Below are 24360 nucleotides of genomic sequence, written 5' to 3'. Positions count from 1 at the left end.
CTCCCTCACGCACCGACCGCTTCGAGCCGCCCCTGCAGGCTGGCCGCCGCGAGCCCGTGCCGCGTCCGGCAGCCCGCCTTGAGGAACAGCCGCGTGAGGTGGTTCTCCACCGTCTTCTCGCTCATCCGCAGCTTCAGCGCGATCTGCCGGTTCGTGCGGCCCTGCCGGATCAGCTCGACGATCGCCAGCTCCACTTCGGACAGTTCCGCGCGCCGCGACCGGGCGACCGGGGCGAGCACGCCGCGCCCTTCCATGTGCTGCTTGACCTTCGCGCGCAGCCGCGTCGCACCCAGTTCGCGGGCCAGCCGGTACGCCTCGTGCAGCCACGGGTCCGGTTCCTCCGCGACCTGGCCCGCCACGAGGCAAGCCCACGCGAGGTCCGGCAGGTGACCGCGCGCCCGCACGAGCCGCTCGCCCGCCTCCGCCGCGGCGCCGTCCCGCTCGACCAGCCCGCGCACCAGCGAAACCGTCACCTGCGACACGGCGCTGTCCTCCCGGGTGTGCCGGGCCTCCGCCTCGCGCAGCGCCTGGTGCGCCCATCGCGTCCGGCCCGCCTCGACGGCGATGATCGCCAGCCGCACCAGCAGCCGGTGCTGGCCGGGTTCACCACTTTCCCTTTGCGTGTAGGCATTCCAGCCCACGCGCAGCGCCTCGTCGAGCTCGCCCGCCTCGTGGTGCAGCCCGCACTCCACCCAGCCCCGCAGCACGCCGAACCGGCCGGTCCGCTCCACCGACTCCAGCCAGGCCACGGCCCGCCGCTCCCTGCCGTGCCACACGCACATCTCGGCGGCGAGCAGCCGTGCGATCGCGAGCATCGCGGGGTCAGCGTGCTCGCACGTCTCCAGCTCGCGCGCGGCGCTGACGGCGTCCGGCCACCTCGCCTCGCGGAAACCGGTCACCACGCGGTGGAACGCCGCCAGTGGCCCCGAATCCGGCAGCCGGTAGGCGGGGCCGAACATCGACCGGAAGACCGTGGCGAGGTCGCGGATCGCACACGGCCCCCCGAACTCGGCCATCGTCCGGCGCCGCAACTCCACGGCCGGGGTGGGCCAGCTCGCCGCGAGCCCCGCGAAGGCCGACACCAGCTCCGGCGCTGCCACCGGGTCCCCGGCGAACCAGCGGTCGCAGAAGCGGAAGGCCTCGTGTTCTCCCAGAGCCGCACGCACGCGCGCGGCGACCGGCTGTCCCAAGTGGACGGATGCCAGCGCCGCCGCCGCGGCGAGTTCGGCTCGGGCAACTGTGCTCGCGGGCAGCCCGTCGGTGGCGGCGAGTTCGTCCACCAGCTCGGCCATGCGGTCGTACTTGCCCGCCTGGAACAACAACCGGACCAGCTCGGTCTGCACCGAGTCGCGATCGGCGTGGCGGAGGGCGGCGTACTGCCGCTCGGCCGCACGCGCCGGGTCACGGGTGGCGACCCGCTTCGCCTCCTCCTGCAGGAGGGCGGCCAGTTCCGGGCTGGGCGGCAGCGCGCGCCCCGCGGCCGCGACGTGGTCGGCGAGCACGCCGGGGTCCGGCGCCATGCGGTCGCCCATCGCCAGCAACTGCCCGGCGACCGCCGCGTGCAGGGCGGCCACCGCGTCCGGCCCCATCCGTTCCCGCACCGCGGCGGCCAGCGCCGGGCACGGACAGCTCAGCTTTCCCTGTGGATCGCTCAAAAGAGCGCCTGCGCGCACCAGCCGGTCCACCGCCGCGCCGCACTCACTCGCGGGCCTGCCGGTCGCCGCGGCGAGCACGGGGGTCTCGTCCACCGCGAAACCGGCGGCGCTCGAAGCCAGGACGACCAGGTGCCGCCCGGTTTCGCCCAGCGCGTCGACCTCGGTGAGCAGCGGGTGACCGGCGGGGAGCGCCACCGGCTCGGCCGGGTCGCGCAGGCACAGGTGGGTCTTCACGAACACGAGCCGGTCGCGCTCGCGGAGGTCGGCCACAGCGGACCGGACGGTGCCGGGGTTGCCGTACAGCGAGCCGAGACTCGCTCGCAGGGCCCGGCTCAACCCCGCGTCGACCGGGGTGTTGGCCAGCTGGCGCACCAGTGCGTCAACGTCCTCATCGGACAGTGGCGCGAGGTCGACGGTCCGGTCCGCGAGCGCCCACAGCTGCGCCGTTTCGTCCGGCTCACGCGTCTCGTCGAGGCACGTGGCGACGACGTGGTGACCGGCGCGGTGGGCCGGGGCGACGGCCAGCACCGCCATCGGCACGACGTCGATGTCGTCGGCCAGCACGGTGACGGGCCCTTCGGCGGCGATGCGGGCGAACATCCTGCTCAGCTCGGTGAGCAGGGCGGACTGGCCCCAGGCCGACGCGTAGGTCTCCGCCGTGCACAACCGGCTCACCGCGGTGATCGACTCGGCGAGCCGGGGGTTCGCACCGAGGCTCTCGAACTGCTCGCGGATCGCCGTCAGCACCGCGTGCGCGCCGAAGAGGTCCCAGTCCGGACGGTCGATCCGCGCGAACGGGATGGCCAGTACCGTGCCGGAGAGCTCGCGGCCCAGCTGGGTCAGCAGCGCCGTCCGGCCGCTGCCACGGGCGCCCCTGACGACGACGAGCGCCGGGTCCTGCCCGCGGCACGCCTCGGTGAGGGCTGCCAGCTCGGCCTGCCTCCCGACCAGTTCACCACGCTGGCGGGCCATCCGACGCTCCTTCCCGCTGCACCTCGTCCCACGGTTCGCCGCTGTTCGACGAGCACCCGGCTCCGGCCGTTCCGCGACCGGATAACCCGTCCGGTCCGGCGCGCGGCTGAGCCAGTGGTAATCGATCGGGCACGTGAGAGGACCGTTCGGACCGGCGCGAAAGCCGACACTGGGGAACTTCCCCCATGGAACACCTCCGTGCGGGCAACTCCTGCCGGAACCAGGTTCTGACCTGCGGCGTCCAAGTAAAGGCCAGTCGCCCCTTCGATCACGACGGTGTGTTCGTTCGGGAACACCGGAGCAGCCGGAACGCGCGAGTCTGGAGATGATCGTGGCCGTGGACGAGATACTCGACATCGTCGGCTCGCCGGGGAAACCGCCGCTCGTCACGATCACCGGGCCCGCCGGGGTGGGGCGCACCACACTCCTGGCGCGGCTGCGCGAAGCGCTGGCGCAGCGCCGGATCCGCACGGTCACCACCCAGTTCGCCCCGACCGCCGCGGGCGTGCCCGCGGGGCTCGCCCTGCGTCCCGGCGGGAGCCAGGAGCGCAGGCCTCGCCCGCCCGCCGAACCCCTGCCGTCCCCGGACAGCCCCGCGCCGTCGTGGTCGCCGCTCGGCCCGGTCGCCGGCGCCGCGACCGACCCCGGCGCGGCCCGCTGGGGTGCCGCCGCGGCCGCCGCGCCACTGCTGGTCACCGGGAACGCCGTGCTGCTGCTGGACGACGTCCAATGGATTGACGCGGACACCCTCGCCGTGCTGGAAGCCCTGGTGCGCCGCATCACCGGCACGACGGTCACGTGCGTCTGCGCCGTCCGCACGCCGACCTCCGGGATCCTGCGCACGGAAGGGCTCGCCGCGCTGCGCCGGTTGCGCGCGGACGGCCTGGTGCACGAGGTGCGGCTGAACCCGTTGGGGCGCACGGAGATCGCCCGCACCGTGCGGGAAACGACGCAGGCCGCGCCGGAGGACGCGCTCGTCGACCGGCTCGCCGCGCTGACCCGCGGGCTGCCCGCCGCACTCCACGACGTCATCGACGTGATGCGGCGGGACGGCGTCCTGCGCGTCGTCTCGAGGAACGCGTACTTCGTGCCCGGCGCGGATCCCGTGGCACTGCCCCCGGACCACCAGCTCCTGCGCGTGATCCGCGTGCTGGGCGCGGAAACCTGGGCCGTGGCCAGGGCGATGGCGGTGCTGCACCCGCTCGGCGAGGTCGCGGCCGGCCTCGTCGCCGACGCGCTGGAGGTGCCCGCGGAGGACGTCCGGGAGCGCCTGGCGGCCCTGTGCGCGGAGGGGGTTCTGCACCACAACCGGCGTGACGGCGGCTGGCGGTTCACCGTCCCCGTCGTCGCGGCCACGCTCACTGCGACCCTGGGCCCGTTCGAACGGCGGACGCTGGCGGAGAAAGCCGTGACAGCGCTGTGGTCGGATGAGGCGCGGAGCGCGGATCCGGACTACCGGACCGACCAGCTGGCGGTCGCGGGCCGGCTCGTCGATCCCGCACGGGCGTACAGCGAGCTGCTCGCCCGTGCGGCGGCGGTACTGCCCGACAACCCTGAGCTGTCCCACCGTGTTTCGCGGTGGTTGCGTGCGGCGGGGGAACTCGCGGGTGACCGTGCGCAACGCGTGATCACGCAGTTGATGTACGCCTCGAGCTGCTACGTGCGGGGGGACTACGCGAGCAGCCTGGAGGGGGCCCAGCCGCTGCTGCGTGACCTGCGTGACCAGCTCCCGCCGGAGGTCGCGCAGGAGGTCCAGGTGATGGCCGTGTGCGCGCTGCACAGCGTGGGCCGGACAGCAGAACTGGAGGAGCTCGCGGCGGGCCGGCTGTCCTGGTCGGACGATCCCGCGCCGCGCACGGTCACCAGGGCCGTCGCGCTGTGCATGCTCGACCGCTGGAACGAGGCGGGCGCGTTGCTCGGCGGCACGCGGAACCTGTGGCGGGCCAACGAGGCCTCGGCGTGCCTCGGCGGGTTGTTCGAGGTGCTTTCGCGGCTGTGGGCCGGAGATCCCGAACCGTTGCGGGACGCGCTCGCGAACCGCGAACGGTGGCCGATGCGGCACGTGGAGCGGCACCGGCTGCAGCAGGTCAACGCGTACGTGACGACTTTGTTGCTGCTGGGCGAACTCCGGCAGGCCGAACAGCTGCTCGCCGACGAAGGTGTCGACACGGCGTTGCTGCACCTGTCCGACCAGTCGCTGCTGGCCTGCCTGCGGGGTGATGCCGAGGCGGCGCTCGACTTCGCGCGGCGCAGCTACGCGGTCAGCACCGCGCGAGGCTACGACGCCGGCCGCGCCGGGACGCAGCAGGCGGCCGCGGAGCTGCTGTTGTCACGGGGCAGGCTCACCGGGGCGCAGGAACTGCTCGCGGTGGCGCGGAACCAGCGCCCGGTGCTCGGCCACCTCCTCGACGGCGCCGAGGCGCGCATCCTGCGGGTGCTCGGCAGGACCGAGGAGGCTGCCGCGAAACTCACCGCCGCCCGCACGGCCGCCGCGGGCCGCGGCCTGCTCATCGGAGCCGACGAGATCACCCTGCAGCTGGGCGAACTCGCGCTGGAACGCGGGGACACGGCGGACGCGCTGCAGCAGCTCACCGAGCTGGAACGGATCGCGGAGGCGCTGCGGACGGGGCGGGCGGAGCTGCACGTGCTGCTGCTGCGGGCGATGATCAAGCAGGACCCGTCGGCGGGCGCGGCGTGCCTCGCGCTGGCCAGGGATCGCGGGCAGCCCGCCGAGCTGTCGTTCGTGATTGACCGGCTCGTCCGGCACGGCGCGGCGAGCCCGAAGCTGCTGCCGGAGGCGTACCGGCTGCTCGGTGACCTGGACGCGCTGCTGTACCGGGCGTGGCTGCGGAACGTGATGCGGGAGCACGACGTCGCGGTGCCGGGGCGGCAGGTGACGGTGGCGGAGAACGAGCGGCTGCTGGCGGTGCTGGTCGCGGAGGGGCTGGGCAACAAGCAGCTGGCGCTCGTGCTGCGGACCAGCGACAAGAGCGTGGAGGGCCGGCTCAGCAGGCTGTTCGCGCGGACGGGGCTGCGCTCGCGGATCGAGCTGGCGGCGGCGTTGTTGAGCGGGGAGTACCCGGGGTGAAGCGGGGGCGTGTACAAAAAACCCGAGCCACGGGTGGCTCGGCGACGACGAGGGCTTGCGGTTCTCAGTGACGTCGTATGCGACGACGCGCTGCGCCGAAGATCTTCTTCGCGACGGCGGGCGACTTGTACGCGAGGGGAACGGTCAGCGCGACGAGCGCGGCCGACACCGGGGACACGCCGAGGAACACGAGCAACAGCGTCGCCCCAGCCCACATGATCAAGTACTCGAGTCCGCCCCCGACCGACACCGAGACGGAGACTCGCCCGCGTTCGCGGACGAAGTGCGGGCCCTCGTCCGGAGGTTGCTCGTTCGTGAGGTCGGTCTGCTTGATCGCCATCGCGTCCCCCTGAGTGATAGGGCCGTTTCACTCCATAATATCAGCGATGCACGTGATTACCAGACGCTTGCCTTACGATGAGCAGTTGATCAACATACGTTAGTTTGCTACTCCGAAAGGGGCGCTAGCCACACCGCACTTGATCGCCCACTGCTACGAGACCTGCGACTTCCACCCACAGAGAGCAATGAAACCGGAGGCCGGTAGGCCAAACGGGTGGCACTTGACAGAGTGTCGACTTCCGTCGCTCCACCATCTTGTTGCTGCAAAACGTATGGCTTGGTATAGTCATTTAAACAGACATCTAGCATACGTCAGACTTGAAATGCGCTGCATGGGCAGACGCGGGGGGTTGGAAGGTTAGCGACATGGGCACAGTGGAGAAGGACCGTGAGACCGCGGACGAGACCGCCACTCAGCCTCCCCGGTCCCACAAGGGGCATTCCGGCCGCGGAGAACCTGTCGAACGGGTGACCGTCAACTTGAACAAGACGGCAGCGGCGGATTTGGAACGCACTTCGCTGACGACCGCCGAGACCAAGACCGAGGTCATAAACAAGGCGCTTCAGCTGTACGCGTTCCTGCGGAAGCTCCAGTTGGACGGTGGCGACATCTTCATCCGGGAAGCCGACAGCAAGGAACGGGAACGGCTTCGCCTGCTCTAGCTGTATCGAGCGGGTCGCGACGGGCAGACCGGTGGCGCATGTCGCGAAGGAGTTGGGGGTGTCGCGGCAGTGTGCGCACCGCTGGGTACGCCGCTACCGCGAGGAAGGACCGGCAGGCCTGGTCGACCTGGTCGCTCAAGCCGTCCACACCACTCGCCGACCCGGGTCAGCGCGGAGACCGAAACTCAGGTGGTCACCGCCCGGCAACAGATGCGGTGCGGGCCCGCCCGCATCAGCCAGGCCACGGGTGTGCCGGTCCGCACGGTCTCACGCGTGCTGGCCCGCTGCGGGATTCCCCGGCTGGCTGAGTGCGACCCGTTAACCGGGCAGCGCATCCGCGCTACCCGCCCCACCACGATCCGCTACGAACACTCCGCACCTGGCGGCCTTCCTGCTTCACGCCGCCGCCTGGTTCGCCGACCACGGCATCCCCCGCGTCCAGCGAATCCTGACCGGCAACGCCAAGAACTACGTCATCTCCCGCGACTTGCCCCTGGCAGAACGGGAAAGCAGAGCGCTTCAACGCAGTCACACCGCACTCAACGGCCAAGTGCATCTAGCCCGCCCCGCCGAACTCACTCCGTCCCGGCGTCGAGCCAGGCCTGGCGTACCGACTGCGCGCTCACGCGCCGCGAGGTCGAGCCGCCGGGGTTGAGGAGGACGTCCACGCCGTCGGAGGGCAGTGCGGCCGCGAGGTCCGCCAGGCGCGCGTCCAGCCAGCCGGGGACGTCCACCCGCTCGCGGTGCCCCGGCGCGGTGGTGACCAGCACCGTCGGCAGCCCGTCCGGCGAGGGCTCGACGATCGCCGTGCCGGAGGCGTCCACCGCGATGCCGAAGACCACCCCCGGCAGCACTTCGAGCAGGTCCCGCGGCTCCGCCCTGCCGTCGGCCAGCAGCCGCAGCACGGCGTCCACCGGATCGGTCGGGACGGCGCCCGGCACCTCGGACACGCACTCACTCAAAACTGGGACCTCTTCTTGCCGTGCCTGCCGCTCCCGCCGCTGCGGGACTCGCGGACCTCGTAGTTCGGTTGCGGACTGGGGCTGGGGCGGAACGGCAACGACGCGTCCCGCTCGTACAGCTCCCTCGGCGTACCCGCCCGGCTGCTCCGCTGCAGGCGCCGGCCGCCGTCGGACGGTTCTCCCTCCTCGTAGTACGAAGGATCGTACGACGACCTGTACGTCGCCTTCGTGCGGATCACCGGCGGGTCCCCCACGGGCAGCCCGCGATCCTTGTCCAGGTAGTAGTCGTAGATCTCCATCGACCGCCCCGGCGACGGGTGCCGCCCGGTCCGCATCGCCTCCCGCGCCAGGAACTGCTCGGCCTTCCCCTTCGGGCCGGGCGGCGGCACGAACGCGAGCCTGCCCGAGTCGTCGATCCATTCGATCGGGTTCGGGTTGTCCAGCGAGCGCACGAACGACTCGTCCGCCGCGATCCCCTCCGGCGTCAGGCCACGCGACCGCTGGTACGTCGGCGTGTACGCGTAGCCGAGGCTGGTGACCTGGGACGCGGTCGAGAAGTCGTTGCGCCGCAGGAACTCCTGCTGGTGCGCTCGGTAGTCCTTCCCGGACGCCCCGTAGATCGGCTTGCCCTTGGCCTCCCCCTTCGTCCCGGTGCCGATGTGCGCGGCGTGTGCCGACGTGCGTTCAAAGTACGCCCGACCGCGGTTTTCGATGCGGGACGCGTCCCCCGCGGCGCCGCGTTTGTCCCCGCCGTGCCCGATCAGTGCCTGGTTGGTCACGATGTGCTCGGACTGGAAGTGCTTGCCGCCCTTGAACGCGTCGGCGCCCCCGCTGAGCTGCCCGCCGTACTTCTGCGACAGGTACTCGGCTTCGCGGTCCTTCGCGCCGTACGTGCCGATCGGGTACGACGTGCGCGGCGGTGGAGCGGGCGGCAGCGGGTCGGGCGCCGGGCTGACGCGCCAGTTGTCGACGCGCAGCGGGGTGCGTTCGCGGTAGCTGCCGCTCCGCGTCAGCGAAGGCGGGCTCGACGAGCGGCCGCGGTCGACGCTCACGCTGCGCGTGCGGTGCCGTGACCCGCTGTTGATCATGTTGAACGCGGCCTGCGACGACAGCGGCGGAGCCTGCCGCCGCGACCGGCGACCGCGGTCACCACACGGTGCCGAAAGGCCCAGCGGGTCCAGTTCGTGCAGCGGGTTCGCCACGTACGCCACCGGGTTGGGCGCCGGGTCGAGCCCGAGCGGGTCGGGGCTGAGGTACCGGGCCGTCGACGGGTCGTAGTAGCGGAAGACGTTGTAGCGCAGGCCGCTCTCGGGGTCGTGGTACTGCCCGGGGAACCGCAGCGGGATGTCCTCCGCTCCCGGCGCGGCGACCGGCACGCCCCACAGCGTCTCGCGGCTGCGCCATGTGATCCGGCCCGCCTCGTCGGTGAGCAGCACCGGCGTGCCGACCAGGTCCGTGACGACGACGCGGAACCGCTCCTCGTCCGCGGACTCTCGTTGCGCCACCGGCTTCCCGGTGTCGGGGTGGTAGTCCCACGTCCGCACACGCCGGGTGCCATCGGGCAGCCGCAGCTCCGCCTCGACGAGCGTCGGCCCGTCCCAGGTGAACAGGATCTGCTCGGCGATCCGGCCGTCGACGATGCGCTGCTTGGCGATGCGGCGGCCGAGCGGGTCGTAACGGTAGTGCCACCGCTGCCCATCGGGAGTGTCCACAGTGGTCAGCTGGTCGAGCGAGTTCCAGGTGTAGCGCCAACGCTGTCCGCCCTCGACGCGCTCGACTACGCGCCCGCACGCGTCGTAGGTGAACTTCCCGAGCAGCGCCGTGCCCGCGAACCTCCGCTGGTCGGCGAAGTTCTGGTAGCCGGCGAACGTGACGTTGCCGAGGTCGTCGTAGCGGTAGCTCTCCGCGCCGCCGGGGCCGCGGACCTCCGCGACCCGTCCCGTGCGGTCGAGCTGGAACTCCGTGGGACCGAGTTCGTCGTCGCGCACGGCGGCGAGGCGTCCGTCGGCGAAGTACTCGAACTCCCGGCGGGTGAAGGTTTCCGGGCCGTAGACGTCCTGCACGGTCATCGCGCCCGCCGCGTCGTGCGCCTGCCCCAGCACGGCGACGCCGTCGACGCGGCGCTCGGTCTCCATGCCGCGTTCGTCGTGGCTGAAGCCCAGCACGTGGCTGCCGGTGGCGAGCATCGCGGGTTCGCCGTCGGGCCCGAAGTGCCACAACGACACTGCTCCCGAGGGTGTGCGCCGCTCGACGCTCCGCTGCTCGTCGTGGTAGGCGAAGGTGACGGTGCGGTCGTCGACGATCTGCTCAAGGACGTCGCCACGCTCGTCGCGCACGATCCGCAGCGCACAGTCCGGTGCGTTCGCGGTGAGCAGCCGGCCGAGCGGATCGTAGGTGTAGCGGGTGGTGCCCTCGGGCGTGTGCCTCGCGACGACGTTGCCCAGCAGGTCGTACTCGTACCGGATCGTCTGGCCCGCCGGGGTCAGCACCTGCACCAGCTGGCCCGCGGCGTCGTAGGCGTACCGCGTGGTGCGGCCGTCGTAGTCGGTCTGGGCGACCATCCGGCCTGCGGCGTCGTAGTCGTAACGCCACTGCAGCCCGCCCGCGGTCGTGACCGAGACGAGCCGGAGTTCACGGTCATAGGCGTACGTGGTGACGGAACCGTCCGGAGCGGTGGTGGTGAGCGGCAGGCCGAACATGCCGTACGTGGTGCGGCTGACCCGGCCCATCGGGTCGACGTACTCGACCTCGTTGCCATCGGCGTCGTAGCGCCAGCGTTCGCGTCCACCGCCAGGCCGCCCGCGTGACAACAGGTTGCCCTCGACGGTCCACTCCCACGTGACCTCGCCGTACGCGTCGGTGCGCGACCTCGGGCGGCCGAACTGGTCGTGTTCGGTGCGGCCGAGGACGTCCGGCGCGTGCTCCGGGAGACCGGTGAGATCGGCGTCGGCGGGTGCCTCGGCGACGCCGACCGGCTGGCGCAGCGGATCGCCTTCGTAACGGCCCCGCCAGACACGCTGCCCGTCGTCGGCGGTCAGCTCCAGCGCCCCGTCCTCGCCTTCCGTCACGGCGACGCGGCTGCCGTCCGGGCGCACGATTCCGGTCAGCTCGCCGGCGTCGTCGTACTCGAAGGCTGTCGTGCGGCCCAGCGGATCCGTGCGGGACAACAGCCGGTCGTAGCGGTCCCAGCGGAACACCGTCTGGCCGCCGAGCGGGTCGATCTCCCGCACGACCTGGTTGGCGTCGTTGCGCTCGGTGTAGCTGACGTTGCCGAGCGCGTCGGTGTACGCGGTGAGGTTGCGGTCGTAGGCGAACGCACCGTCGGAGTAGCCGCCGTCACCGAGGGTCCGCACGCACCGGCCGTCCTCGTCGTACACGTACCGGTACCAGCGGCCGGCGCGGTCCTGCCAGCCGGTGATCCGGTCGGCGTCGTCGTAGTCGAACACCACGGGCAGGCCGGAGGAGTTGACGACGTGGATCAGCCGCCCCCGCATGTCGTAGCCGTACCGCAGCACGACGACGTCGCCCATCTTCAGCTCCACGATCCGGTCGCCTTCGCGGTGCAGCGTCACCGTGGTGCCCGCGGAATGCGTCAACGACGCGGGCGCGCCTGCCTGGTCGTACTCGACGCGCAGCACTCCGGAGGCGTCGCGTCGTTCCACCCATGTGCCGAGGTAGGTGAACACCAGCGCCTGCGTTTCGCGGTCGAGCAGGTATCCGCCGTCCGGCAGCAGGTGCAGCGGCCAGCGCGGTCCCTCGACCGGCAGTGCGGGCTCGTCACCCGTCGGCAGCGGGTAGACCAGGACCCGGCCGTCTTCGGCGACGTACACCGCTTCGCCGTCGCCGATCTCCAGCCGTTGGTCCACTGTGGACGACCACGACGGACCGAACCACCGTCCCGCGCGGTAGGACGACACGTGCGTGCGGTCCAGCACCAGCCCGTGCGGCAGCGTGAGATCGGTCTGCTGCAACACCATCTCACCGGTGGCCACGTCCACCGGGTCGGACTTGCACACCCGGTCGTCGCGCCCCACCGCCTGCTCGCGGGGTTCTTCGGGACGGCTGAGCGGCCCGTGGTGCTCCGCCGGGACGTGCAGGCCGAGGTCCTCCAGGCCCTGGCGGTCCACCTCCAGCAGCACCGGCTCGTCGGGCCCCGTGCGCAGCAACGTGTTCCACTCCTCCGGCACGTGCTTGCCGCGGTACGTGGGCGTGACGTGCCAGCGCGGGACCGCCCGCACCAGGTAGGTTTCGCCCTTGCTCTCCGGGACCTCCTGCTTGCTCTCGATCTTGTTCGTCAGCTTGCTCCCCGCGTTCCACGGGGTGCGGGTCGCCTCGACGACACCCGCCGTCGGTCGTGGGCTCGTCTGGTCGATGTTCGGGGCGCGGAAGTCCACGCTGCCCGTGAACCCGGCGGTCAGCTTCCGCTCGCTGGTCGACTTCGTCGTGCGGGTCGTGTCGCCCTTGGTCTCCAGCGCACCGTCCTTGACCGGGCCCAGCAGTTCGCGCCGCGTGAGGTCCGCGGTGACCTTGACCTTGCTCAGCGGACCGCGGTCGAAGGTGATCTCGTGCCCGCCCGCGACCGCGTCCTTCAGGTGGGTGCGCCGTTGCTGCAGGCTCTGCGCGTTGCGCAGCCGGTGCCCTTCCTGCGGGTGCAGGCCGGGGCGCGGTTTTTCGCCGTCACCGCCCCGGATCAGCCGGTCCAGCGCCTGGTGCAGCTTCGGCGCCGCGAACGGCCGCACGTGCACCTTCGCGTCCGGCGAGAAGCCGAGCTGGCCGCCCTTCGCGCGCTGGTCGGTGTGCCACGAGCCGGGTGCGGTCTCGACCGGCGGCGTGACCTGCTCGTGCGCGGGGACGGTCTCACTGAGCGGCACCGTGGACCGCACCGCGCCGGGGAGGTCGAAGCTCGCCGTCCAGGGCTCGCTGACCTTCGGGCCCGCCCAGCCGTCCGCACCAGGCAACAGTTTCGTGTACGTGCCGGGGCGCGCGTACGGGTAGACGTCCATGTGCACGGTGAGGCCGTGCAGGTACTGCACCTGCGGGCCCTTGCCGCTGCTCGTGGTCTTGGTGGTCTCGACCACGCCGGACTCGGTGCCACGCTCGGACTTGTACGTCGCGGTGGGCCCGAGTATCTGCATGCCGCCGGGGTTTCCGCGCGTACCCATCGCCGAGCCGAACGTCACCGACGCACCGGCCTGCTTGCTCGACGTGGCCTTGCTGACCGTCGAACCGGTGCCCTCCAACGCATCCTTCGTGTCCGCTGTGGACAGATGCCGGTGGAACTGCCCTTCGTCCAGCGACGCGCGCAGCACGACCATCTGCTCGACCTTGCCGAACGGCGTGTCCCCGTGCAGGAACACCGGACGGCCGCCGTTGAGCATTTCCCGCACCAGGCCCTTGAACGACTGCCGGTCGGCGGACGCGCCGAGCACGTGGTGCACGAACGTGTCGTTCAGCTCGGTGAACTTGCTCCGCCCGCGTTCGGTGACGTTGTGCGCGGAGCCGTGTTCGCCCACCCAGTCCTGGAAGTGGTGCTCGACCTGGTCGAGGAACTCCTTGACCGCCTCCGGCCGGTACAGGTCGACGGTGCCGCTGCCACGGCCGACGTTCTCCGGTGCGCGTGGCGGCGGGGTGCGCTCGGGTTCGGGTTGTGGTTCCGGCTGTGGTTCCTGGTGCTTCCGGTAGTGCTCGGCGTCGGCCGGGTCCAGTTTGGACAGATCTTCGTCGGCGAGCTTGCCGATGTGGTGGATCTCGCTCGCCGGCACCCACACGCGGGCACCGTCGGGAACGGTGACCCAGCCGTTGCGCTGCCCGCTACCGTCGTGGTGCCGCAGGCCGAGCACGTCCTGCCAGGTGTGTTTGACCGAACCCCGCAGCTCGTGCGTGGTGTCGAAGCTGACGAGGTAGCCACGTTCGACGTGGCTGCCACCCTGGGTCCCCTTGGCGCCGGCGGCGGTGTCGGCGCCGCTGCCCTTCCCCTTGCCCGCGGAGACCTGCGCCTGCGGACCGACGGAGAGCCAAGGCTGGGCGGGCCGGAACGTGCCACCGCCCACGCTGACCTTGCCGGTGGTCGAGGACTGCTGCCCCTGGCCGTGTTCGCTGGACGTGTACCCCTCGTCCTTGAACGTGTGCTGGTCGTCCCGTCCGACGATCCGCGGTTCGCCGAGTGTGGTGGACAGGTCCAGCCGCGCGGAGATGTCCCGCGAGCCGAAAAGCCCACCGGTGTTGTCCGTCTGCAGGCGAACGCTGTCGTGGTAGAGGGCGGCGCGCTCGAACCGGGCCATGCGGGCGTCGATCCCGGTGAAGGTCTCGAGAGCGTCGAGCGCGGCCGTCCGCTCGTCGGGTTTGCCCGGCTCGCGGACGTTCTGCGACCCGCGGTGTTCATCCACATTGGCCGGACGCGACCCGGTGAAGGGACGGCTCAGCACCTCGCGCCACCGTGACCAGCGCGGCGAGTCGAGCAGCTTCGCGGCCGTCTCCGGCAGCTTGGGCACGGGACGGAGCGATTCGAGCTCCGAGCCGGCCGGCAGGTTCCCGGCGCGCTTCGGTTTCGGCGGGGTGCTGCCCTCGTGCCATTTCGGCTCCGGGGTGGCCCCGGTGGTGTGCTCGAAGCTCGTCGCCGGCGGGCGTCCCGTCGTGACGTCGACGTGCCCGTCGATCGTGGTGACGTGTTCGGTGCCGTCGCCGTGCCAGCTCTGCGGTTCGCTCGGCGAGGACCAGCGGCCACCGATCCGCACCTCGAACTTGCCGGGGTAGCGGTAGCTCGCGCGTTCCCCGTCGGGGAAGGCCTGCTCGTGGCCGCTGCCGTGCTTTTCGGTCTCGCTGCGGCCACGGCTCCATTCGCCCGTGACACCGCTGTAGCCGTAATTCCCGTGGCCGTAACCGCTTCCCGTGATCCCGGCCGAGGTTTCGGTGGTCCTGGTGGTGGTCGTGGTGTCCTCGTGGGACAACGACAGCTTCCCGCCGCCGCCCTTCTCCCCGTGCAGCGCGACGCCGTTGCCGGTGTTCAGGTCGCCGTGCACGAACACGTCCGGCGCGCCGGGGTGCAGGCTGCTGAGCGGGAACCGGGCGCCGCCGCGGGCGATGTCGCGGGCGTGGTCCTGCAGGAAGGTGCGCAGCCGCTCGGTCAGGCGCGGCAGTTCCTTGCCCGGCACGTGACCCAGCAGCGACAACCTGCTCATGGTGCGCCCGGCGATGTCGTCGGCGGTGAGCTTCGGCAGGGAGTACTCGGCGTCGACGCGGTCGGCCGCGTGCCGCACCTCGGGGCTCGCCGTGCCGCTGTCAGGGGTGTCCGGGCGGGTCCAGACGGTCGCGGTGCCGGGCACCTCGTCGGCGGGACCGGTCTTGGCCTTGTTGGTGCGCACGAGGTAGGTGAGCTCGACGTGGTGCTTGTCGAGCGGGCCCTCGTAGGAGCGTTCGGTGGTGCGGCCGTGCTCGTCGACGGTGGTGGCCTCGGTCTTGGTCGCGGCGGTGCGGCTGCCCGTCGGGCCGGCGGAACCCCCGGTGGGCCCGATGATGTCCCCGGCGACGATCTGGCCACCGCCACCGCGTTTGCGGGTCTGGGACTGGGTGACGGTGATCTTGCCGGTGGCTTCGTGGCTGCGTTCGACGGACCCCTCGGTGCGGCCGTCCGTGAAGGACTTGGCGGCGTGCCCGATGCCGACGGAGACGGTGGTGGGGCGCGAGTGCCCGGCGAAGCGGAAGGTGCGTTGCTCGACCTTGCCGAACAGGTTGTGGTCCAGGGAATCCAGCCACGTGCGGAACTCGCCTGTCTCGGGGTCGTTGGCCTTGAAGCCGACCTGGCGTTCCACGTGCCGGTAGACGTCGCCGAGGCCGGTGAACCGCGCGTGCTCGATGCGGTCGTTCCCGTGCCAGGGCAGGGTTTCCTCAGGTAGTTTGTCCGCTTTGGACTCGGGCCAGGCGAGCTTGAGCGGGACGTCGACGTAGGCGAAGCGCGGCGTGCTCCCGCTCCACGGCCAGCGGCCGGGGCTGTGCACGGTGATCTTGTAGGTGGCGCTGTGGTCGCCGGTGCGCGAGTCGACGTTCGTCTCGGTGAGCTTGGTCTTGCGGCCGTGGGACGTCTCGGCGGACAGGCTGGAACCGCGGGCGTTGACGAGCCCGGACAGCTTGGCCTGGATGTTGACGAACAGGGCCGGGATCCGGATCGACGGACCTTCCGTCGTCAGCGGCGAACGTTCCGTCGAGACGGTGCGTTTCTCGGGGACGCGGGAGGTTTCGGTGGTGAAGTCGGTCTTGCCGGGGGTTTCGTCGCCGGTCTTCCGCAACCCGACGAGCTCCACGGTGACGTGCGGCCCGCCGCGGACGCCGAGGTGCTCGCGCTGGCCGCCGTCGAGGGCGGTGTGGAAGTTCTTCTTGAGGTTGGGGTCGGAGTAGGCGCGGTCGACGAGGTCGGTGAGGGCGGTCTCGTCCTTGCGCAGGCGGGGGTCGTCGTGGATCAACTCGGCGGCGGCCTCGCGGATGCGCGTGCCGTCGATGTCGCCCTCCACCTTGGGCCGCGCAAGCCGCGCCTCCCGGGCGAGCTGGGCGGGGTCGGGTTTCGGTGGGGTGGGGTTGGGGGTGTGGGGTGCGCTGGGGCCGTCGTGTTCGGGGGTGCCGTGTGGCTCCCGGGTGCCGTCGTGGTGCGGGTTCTCGCCGTCGCGGGAAGGCTGGTGCTGCGCCCCGTCGTGATGCGAATCCCCACTGTCGCGGGAGTGCTGCTCCTCCGCGCCGACGCGGCTCGGGTCGCCGCCGTCCCGGGGTGCCTGCTCCTGGGCACCGTCGCGGTGGGCGGAGCCGTGGGATTCCCGGCTGCCTCCGTGCTCGGGTGCGTCGTGTGGCTCCCGGGCGTCGTCGTGGTGCGGGGCACCGCCGTCGCGGGACGGCTGGTGCTGGGCATCGCCGCCGCGGTGTGCCTGCTCCTGGGCATCGCCGCGCTCGGGTGCGTCGTGTGGCTCCCGGGCGTCGTCGCGGTGCCGATCCCCGCCGTCGCGGGAGGGCTGCTCCTCCGCGCCAAAGCGGCCCGGGTCACCGCCGTCTCGAGGTGCCTGCCCCCGGGCGCTGCCTCGACCGGGGGCGCCGTGCGGCTCCCGGCCCTCGTCGTGGTGCGAATTCCCGCTGTCACCGGAATGCTCGCGGCCGCCGTGGTCCGGGGCACCGCCGCCGCGGGAAGGCTGGTCCTGAACCTCACCCCGGCTCGGCTCACCGCTGTCCCACGATGCGTCCTCCCGAGCCTCGCCGTGGTCGATGCCGTGCAGGTCCCGGCTCTCGCCGTGGTCGCGAGTTCGCCGTTCCTGCGCGGAATCGCCGTGCAGGTCCCGGCTGTGGTCCGAAGCTCCGCTATCGCGCCCTGTTCCCTCCTGCCTGGGCTCGCCGCCGTCCCCGTCCGGTCGGCCCGAGCCGTCGTCCTCGAAGGTCGAGCGGGCGTCGTGGAACTCGTCCTCGCTGAAGGTCGAGCGGGCGTCGTAGAAGGTGTCGTCGTCCCGGGCTCCGATGCTCTCCTTCAGCGCGTCGTAGGCAGTCGGGTCGCCGGCCGGGTGCTCGCGGCGCGGCCGCACGTCCGGGAACTGCTCTGGCGTCGTCTCCTGGAGCTTGAACGAGCCGTACTCGGCGAAGTCGTCGAACCGCTGGCCCTTCACCAGCTCGCTGAACGCCTTGCCGTTCTCGCCCAGCGGGCCGTCCTCGTCGAGCGAGACCAGCCGGAACCGGTCGCGGAACTGCTCCCGCTGCGCGGCGCGGCTGCCGTCGAACATCCACTCGTACCAACGCCGCGGCGCCGAGTGCGAGTCGCCCGTGATGGAGTCAACCGTCCTTTTGAGACGGTCGCCCTCCAGTTGCTGGTGCAGCGCCAGTCCGTGCACCTCGACCTTCGGGCCGGGCAGGCCGTCGAGCTGGTGCTGCAGGTAGTCCTGCGCGGCCAGCAGCGATTTCCCGCTCTCGGTGTAGTCGATCACCAGCAGGTTCCGGTCCCTGGGCAGCCCGCTGAGGAACTCCGCGAAGTGCGCGCCGAGCATCTCCCGCTGCTCCGGGGTCAGGCTCGGGTCACCGTCGAAAACCGGCTTGAGGATCGAGTTTTCATCCGCCGGGCCGGGCCGGAACTTGGACAGCGGCACGGAAACAGCGTGGTGCCCCTGCGCCTGCAACGCCGCCATGACCGGTGCGGGACTGCGGCCGAGGCCGACGTAGCTGAAGCGGTCCGGCGGGTAGTGCTCGGTGATCCAGTCGGCGAGGTCGTGGACGGCCGAGGTCCACTGCTCGTGGTGCTCGATGTGACGCTTGCCCGCTTCACTCGCGACGTCTCGGCGGAACTGCCCGACGTCGTCGATGTCGTAGATGCGGCGTGGCGCGTCGTTCGAGGGGTAGAGGAACTTGTGGACGTTCTCGGTCTGGTCGGGCTTCGCCGCGTCGGCCAGGCCGTGGTCCTTCTGCCACTTCATGGCCATGAACGGCGTGAGGCCGACGAGCGTGTGTTCGTCCTGCCGGATGAGGACGTGGTCCGACGGGGCGTACTCGCGTCGCGGCGGGGCTGTGTCGCTGGCTCCGCCGCTGGTGTCCCAGTACCAGTTCAGGCGCGAGTGGAGCTGACGCTCGGCCGCGTCCGCCGGGTGCCGGTAGCTGTCGATGCGCTCGGCGGCCGAGCGGGGCGGGGGCGGGCCGCTCGGGTCGCGGTCGTTGTTCGGGGGGTTGCGGCGGTTGGGGTCGTCGTCGCCGGAGCGCCTGCCGGTACGGCTCTCGGTCTCCGGCACCTGCGACAGCGGCACGACGCCGGAACTCGTTTGCTGGCTTGACTTCCCGGCGCGCTCGGGCGCGGCCGCCGTGGTGTGCGTCGTCGTCCCGTTCGCGAGCGAATTCGGCGGCACGACGGGAAGTCCGTTGCGGCTGGGGCGGGTGTCGGAGGTGCGCTCGGGCTGCTGGGTGGAGGTTTGCGGGCGGGACGGTGACTCGGTGGGCTTGCTCCCGTCCAGGCTTGTGCCGGTCTGGCTTCCCTGAGCAGGGCGGGTGTCGGTTGTGGGCTGGTTGCCTGCGGTGGAAGGCGTGCTCGAGCGCTCGGTGCTCCCGACGGGGCGGGTCGGCTCCGGCGCCGGGCGCGGAGACTCTGGGGAACTCGCGGCTGGGCGGGTGGAGTCCGTCGGAGGTGGTGTGCTCGGACGCGAGGATCCTCCGGCACTCGTGGCGGGGCGGGTGGAGTCCGCGGGAGGCGGTGTACTCGGGCGTGCTTCCCCGGTACTCGTAGCCGGACGCGTGGGCTCCGCGGAGTTCGCGGCGGGGCGGCTCGACTCCACCGGGGGCGGCGTGCTCGGACGCGTGGATCCTGCGGCGCTCGCGGCGGGGCGGGCGGGGTCTGTGGGAGGCGGTGTGGCCGCACGGGCATCCTCAGTGCTCGTAGCCGGACGCGTGGGCTCTGACGAAGGCGCCGGGCGTGCGGACTCTCCGGCGCTTGCGGCCGGGCGGCTCGACTCCACCGGCGGCGGCGCACTCGGGCGCGAGGAATCCCCAGTGATCGCTGATGAGGGGACGCTAGAGCGGGTGTCCAAAGTAGCCGGACGAGAGGAGTCGACCGGCGGCGTGCTGGGCTGGCCGCCGGATTGTGTGATCGGGCGGGTGGCCGTGGGCTGAGCGACCGGACGCGTGGTGGTATCCGTCGGCGCTGAGCGGGTGGTGCTCTGACCGTCGCCGCGGGATGCGCCCTGGTCGCCGGGTGTGGAGTTGGTGTGCGCGGTCGTCGGGGTGTGGCCGCTCGACGAGCCGTTGGTGCTTGTGGCGTCGGGAGTCTGGGTGACGTGCGTGTTTGCGGGAGAGGTGTTGGCGTGGGGCGTCTCGCCGGACTCCGCGCTGTGGGACGGCGGGGGGCTGCTGTGCTGTTCGGCGTGGGGAGTCGGGCCCGACTCCGCGTGCGTAGACGACGGCGTGTCCGTCTGCGCGTCGGGTGAAGACGAGACGCTGTGCTGCGCAGGCGGCGAGGCGTGGGATGTCGAGCTGGTCTCCGCGCCGGGCGACGTGTTGGTGTGCTGCGAAGCCGCCGAGCTGGAGCCACCGTGCTGCGCAGGGGGCGAGGCGTGAGACGCCGGGCTTGTCTCCGCGTCAGGTGACGTGGCCGCGTGCTGCAGAGCCGCCGAGCTGGAATCTCCGTGCTGGGCAGACGGGGAGGCGTGGGACGTCGGGCTTGTCTCCGCGTTAGGTGACGTGTCGACGTGCCGCGAAACCGCCGAGCTGGAATCTCCGTGCTGCGCAGGCGGCGAAGCGTGAGACGCCCGGCTCGTCTCCGCGTCAGGTGACGTGTCGACGTGCCGCGAAACCGCCGAGCTGGAGTCTCCGTGCCGGGCAGACGGGGAGGTGTGGGTCGCCGGGCCGGAAGGAGCGTGCGTAGTCGGCCAGTTGGTGCCGTGCTGTGCGCCTGGCTCTGCTGGATTCGTGTTGGTGTGGGTGGACGAACCGTCTCTGCCGCGAGTGTTGTTGTCGACGATGGTGCTGCCGTTGTCGCCCGTGGTCCTTTGTGGAGCGGTCGTTTCCGGCGAGTGCTGAGTGTTCGTGTGGCCGGGGTGCTGGTCCAGGTGGGCGTTGCTGGCGTCGCCCCGATCGTGGGACACCTCAGGGCGGCCGGTGTCGTTCCGGTGACTGCCCGAACGACCTGGGCGGTGGTCCTCCTGGCTGGTGACCTGCGGACGGCTGTCGGTACGGCCAGGGCCGGTGCTGTGGGTCGTCGGGCGGGTATCGGTTTGGCCGCCGGAACGGGTCGTCGGGCGGGTTTCGCTGTGACTGCTGTTGCCCTGCCCGTACGCCGTGTGGCCGTTCGGGGTGGGGATGAAGCTTGCCGGGGTTTGGCCGGTGCTGGGTTCGCCGGTACCTGACTGCTCGCCGTCGAAGCCGTGACCTGCACCGCGCTCGCCGTCGAAGCCACGCTGATCACCGAAGCCACGGTCGCCACCGGCGCCGTCGAAGGTGCCGTCGCCACCGAAGCCGCGGTCGCCGCCGGTGCCACGCTGATCACCGAAGCCGCCTTCGCCACCGGTGCCGTCGAAGGTGCTGTTGCCACCGAAGCCACGGTCGCCATCGGTGCCACGCTGATCACCGGTGGCGTGGCCATCGAAGTCATGCCCGCCATCGAAGCCACCCGACCGATCACCGCCCTCGCCGGGGCCGAAGTCCGGGTGCAGGTCCGGCGCGTGCACGCCACCACCGGACGGTCCGCCCGCGTGCTCGCCGCCGAAGTGGCCGCCGCGACCACCGCCGCCGTGCGGCCCCATCGCGCCGAGGATGCCGTCGAAAGCACCGCCGTGACCACCGAGCGCCTTGTTGATCGCCGGGTTGCTCGCCGCCACGGCACCGCCCTGCGCGCCCGCGTAACCGAGGTGCCCGAGCGCCCGCATCCCCGGCCCGAGGTGGTCCTTCGTCTCCTTGCCGATCAGGTTCCCGACCCCGCGCCCGGCCGACCGCACGCCACCGAACGCCGCCCCGCCGATGGCTCCGCCCGCGGCACTGCCGCCGACCGACTGCCAGTCGATACCGTCACGGTCACCGGTCCAGTCCTGGATCCCCTGGATCCCGAGGTCCAGACCACCCATCGTGCCGGCGCCGAGCGCCGCGTACTTCGCCAGGTCCTTCGCCAGCTGGACGGCCGCCTGCCCGATCTCCCGCGCCGTCAGCCGCGCGATGTTGGCCAGCAGCTCCTTCAGCAACGCCCCCAGTCCGACACGGGCCGCGGCGATCACGCTCGGCACCAGGAACGCGCCGAACAACGAGGCGAGCAGCGAAATCACCGTCGCGAGCGCCATCGCGGCCATCGCGATCAGCATGATCTTCGTCTTCTGGATGTCCGCCGCGGCGTTCTTCGCCATCTTGGCGAACTCGTGCGCCTGGTCCTGCAGCTGCGTCAACGCGTCGTGCAGGTCCTTGCGCAGGAAGTCGACCGCCTTCGTCGCGGTGACACCGTCCATCGCCTGGTCGATGCCCTGCGCCGACACCAGCACCTCGGCGGCGGCGGTTTCCAGTTCCTTCGCGAATTCCGACCACGCGCCGCTCATCGCCCGCAGGCCGCCTTCGCTGCCCTCGGGCCACTCCATCCCCAGCGTGACCTTGAAGAACTTCTGCAGGGAGGCAGGGAGCTGTGTGGTCTCGTCCTCACCGCTCATCGCTGTCCCCCTCCCGATCTCACTGCTGCGAACGGTCGATCCGCTCGGCGTTGTCCTCGTCGACGCTCTGGAAGAGCTCCGAATCCTTGTCCAGGTCGTCGCTCACCTGGACGATCCCGTCCGCCGCGTCCTTGTTGTAGCCACGGGTTTCCCTCGCCGACGCGGCGTAGTTCTTCTCGAACGCCTCGCCGATGTCGTCCTTGCCCCAGCAGCCGTCGTGCCGGTCCAGCACCGCGTTCAGCTTTTCGACCGCCACGCTCAGGCGCCGTCCCGTGCCGCGCAGCGCCTGCGTTTCCCTGGCGAGCGCGGCGGGATCGAGGAAGAACTTCTCAGCCACCGTAGGTCTCCCCCGTGCGGCGGGCGGGTTTGCCGAGCACCCCGTCGTCGGCGACCCCGTTCAGCATCGGCGCCACCAGCGACTCGAGCACCTCGTTCACGTCCACCTTCCCGGTAGCCAGCCCCGCGATGTCGACGCCGGGCAGCGCGTCCGAGCCCATCAGCCTGCTCATCTTCTCGACCGACTGCGCGCGCCCCTGCCGCAGCGTTTCGACGATCAGGTGCGCGAGCTCCGCCGGTGCGATCGTGCGGTACTTCGACCCGTTGAACGCCATGTCGACCAGCTCGCCACGCCCGTCGAACGTCATCGACAGCGAACGGTCCTTCGCGTGGACCGTCGTGCGTTCCTCCTGCCACATCCGGCTCAACTCCTTGAGCCTGCGCTGTTCCTTCTCCAGCAGCGACATCGCGGCGTCCAGCTCGCCCTGCCCTGTCCAGTCGGCCATCGTCGTCTCCTTGCTGTCTCACTCGGGCTTGCCGAGCACGGGTGGTGCGCCGTCGTCGAAGTCCCACGCGCCGCGGTCGGCGCCGAGCGCGACGTCGTACTGCCGTTCGCCGTGGTGGTTCACCCCCGGCAGGTACGACAGCGGGGCCATCGGGTGCGCCCCCGCCGACGTGCCGGTCGCGCCGAACTGCTGTGCCGCGCCGAGGGGGTACGCCGGGGGCGGCTCGGCGAACGCGGGACGGATGGTGACCGGCGGGGCCCCGGGCCGCGCGGCCTCGACGGCGGCGACCGGGCGGACCTCCGCGGGGCGGTCGACCGGGGTGGCCGTGGCCCGGGCGGCTTCGGCTGCCGCGGGGCTCGACGGCACGGATGCGTGGACGGGCGTTGCCGCGGGGGTGTGGCCCGGGGTTGCGGCCAGGCTTTGGGTCGCGGTGCTTGGTGAGAAAGCGCTTGCTGGGGTTGGGGTGGGGTTCGGTGGCGTGGGGCCAGTGGTCGCGCCGGGAGTCGGCAGCGTGGAGCCGGGGGTCTGTGGCGTGGTTCCGGGAGTCGGCAGCGTGGAGCCGGGGGTCGGTGGTGTAGTGCCGGGGGTCGGTGGCGTGGCGCCGGTGGTCGCGCTGGCGCTGGGGGCCGGCGGCGGCGTGGGGGACGAAGCGGAAACGTAGGCCTTCGCCGACAGCGTCGAGGGTGGGTTCGGCGTCGGGGTGGACGAGCTGGTCGTAGTCGCCGACAGGGTCGTGACGTCATCGGCGGTCGCGGACAGGGTCGCCGCAGCGAACATCCGCAACTTGGGCTCAGCCGACACGGTCTCGGGCCGCTGGGCGTCCGAAGTGGACACTGTCGTGGGGCGCTCGCGGCGCTCCTCCCGTTCCTGTTTCCTGCCGAGGACCGGGGTGCTGCCCACGGCCTCCTCCGTGACGGTCGCCTTCAAGGGCGTGCGGCGCGGGCCGCCGACAGCGCCTGTCGCCACCGACAGTCCCCAGCCACCGCCCGTTGGTGAGAACACCGCCGGGGAGGCGCCAGCGGTCGACGCGCCACCGCCCGCTTCGGGCACACCGACGACGCCGGACTGCAGCACCTCGCCGGTCCCGTCCTGCGACGACGACCAAAAACCGTCGGAAGAATCCCACCGCTGCCAGAAACCGCCGGGGGTGAACGCCGTCGTCCCACCTGCGCCTGCGAACTGTTCAGGCAGCGGCCGGTGCAGCACCGGCGAAGCCACCAGCGTGTTGCCCTCACTGGTCTGCGTCGGGAGGTTCACGTCCTCCGGAGGGGCGGAGTGCGGCTGTCCACCGGGCAGCTCCGTGAGCGAAAGCCCGAGGTCCCGGTACGCCACGGCGAGGTCGTGCAGAATCCGCCGCGCGTCGGCGGTGAACTGCTGTTCCGACTCCGGGGTCGGCGGCGTGGCGGCACGGTGGTTCTGCAGGTCGCGCAACCGCTGCTGGGCGTTCGCGAGCGCGTCGCCGACCAGGCGCAACTGGTTGCCGTAGCCGGGTTCCCGCATGGACTGCAGCAGCAGCGTCACGTCGCCGGAGACCTCGTCGAGCACCTCGACGAACCGGTCCGAGCTGGTGCCCGTCCAGTTCTCCTGCACGGCGCGTGCCTGCGCGCGGAACTGGTCCAGCACCTCGCGCAACCGGTCCGCGGCGCGGTCGAACGCCGCGGCCTCCCGGTAGAACACGTCGGGCTGGACCTCGGTGAGCAACTGCACCAGCTGGTCGAACGTGAGCCGGTCCAGTGCGGGGTCGTCGATCGGGACGGTCGTGGGGTCGATCAT

9 protein-coding genes and 1 pseudogene are annotated in these 24360 nt (G+C 71.6%); 3 read left to right on the top strand and 7 right to left on the bottom strand.

The genetic code is table 11. The features are described from left to right. Positions 1–5: 5 nt before the first annotated feature. Positions 6–2627 (bottom strand): helix-turn-helix transcriptional regulator, encoded by a 2622-nt coding sequence (locus tag ABFX51_RS01640; RefSeq protein ID WP_346051590.1) that lies wholly within the window; start codon positions 2625–2627, stop codon positions 6–8. A gap of 337 nt (positions 2628–2964) precedes the next feature. Here ABFX51_RS01640 and ABFX51_RS01635 point away from each other — a divergent pair, with 337 nt between their 5' ends. Further along, positions 2965–5715 carry an AAA family ATPase gene (locus ABFX51_RS01635; protein ID WP_346051588.1) on the top strand — a complete coding sequence of 917 codons (2751 nt, stop codon included), beginning with the start codon at positions 2965–2967 and terminating at the stop codon, positions 5713–5715. Positions 5716–5779: 64 nt separating this feature from the next. Here the strand turns inward: ABFX51_RS01635 and ABFX51_RS01630 are convergent, their stop codons facing one another. Next, positions 5780–6055, bottom strand: a complete 276-nt coding sequence (locus ABFX51_RS01630; RefSeq protein WP_346051586.1) for a hypothetical protein — start codon at positions 6053–6055, stop codon at positions 5780–5782. Between the two features lie 368 nt (positions 6056–6423). Here ABFX51_RS01630 and ABFX51_RS01625 point away from each other — a divergent pair, with 368 nt between their 5' ends. After that, on the top strand, positions 6424–6720 hold the full coding sequence (locus tag ABFX51_RS01625; protein ID WP_091510905.1) for a hypothetical protein: 297 nt from the start codon (positions 6424–6426) through the stop codon (positions 6718–6720). A gap of 25 nt (positions 6721–6745) precedes the next feature. Then, positions 6746–7244: pseudogene (locus ABFX51_RS01620) on the top strand (helix-turn-helix domain-containing protein); the annotation flags it as partial. 51 nt (positions 7245–7295) lie between these two features. On the opposite strand, the gene ABFX51_RS01615 reads toward ABFX51_RS01620, so the two are convergent. Genes ABFX51_RS01615 through ABFX51_RS01595 form a run of 5 tightly spaced genes read right to left on the bottom strand, consistent with a single transcriptional unit; the run spans position 7296 to position 24360 of the window. Continuing rightward, positions 7296–7670 carry a type VII secretion system-associated protein gene (locus ABFX51_RS01615; protein WP_091510899.1) on the bottom strand — a complete coding sequence of 125 codons (375 nt, stop codon included), beginning with the start codon at positions 7668–7670 and terminating at the stop codon, positions 7296–7298. Between the two features lie 8 nt (positions 7671–7678). Next, positions 7679–21805, bottom strand: a complete 14127-nt coding sequence (locus ABFX51_RS01610; RefSeq protein WP_346051584.1) for a DUF6531 domain-containing protein — start codon at positions 21803–21805, stop codon at positions 7679–7681. A gap of 19 nt (positions 21806–21824) precedes the next feature. Further along, positions 21825–22142, bottom strand: a complete 318-nt coding sequence (locus ABFX51_RS01605) for a hypothetical protein (protein ID WP_091510894.1) — start codon at positions 22140–22142, stop codon at positions 21825–21827. Beyond that, positions 22135–22587 carry a YbaB/EbfC family nucleoid-associated protein gene (locus ABFX51_RS01600; RefSeq protein WP_091510893.1) on the bottom strand — a complete coding sequence of 151 codons (453 nt, stop codon included), beginning with the start codon at positions 22585–22587 and terminating at the stop codon, positions 22135–22137. The genes ABFX51_RS01605 and ABFX51_RS01600 overlap by 8 nt, the downstream gene beginning before the upstream one ends. 18 nt (positions 22588–22605) lie before the next feature. Further along, complete coding sequence (locus tag ABFX51_RS01595; RefSeq protein ID WP_091510890.1) at positions 22606–24360, bottom strand: WXG100 family type VII secretion target; 1755 nt, start codon at positions 24358–24360, stop codon at positions 22606–22608.

Source organism: Amycolatopsis dongchuanensis (assembly GCF_039542405.1).
GTDB lineage: Bacteria > Actinomycetota > Actinomycetes > Mycobacteriales > Pseudonocardiaceae > Amycolatopsis_E > Amycolatopsis_E sacchari.
This window is presented reverse-complemented; position numbering and strand designations above follow the sequence as displayed.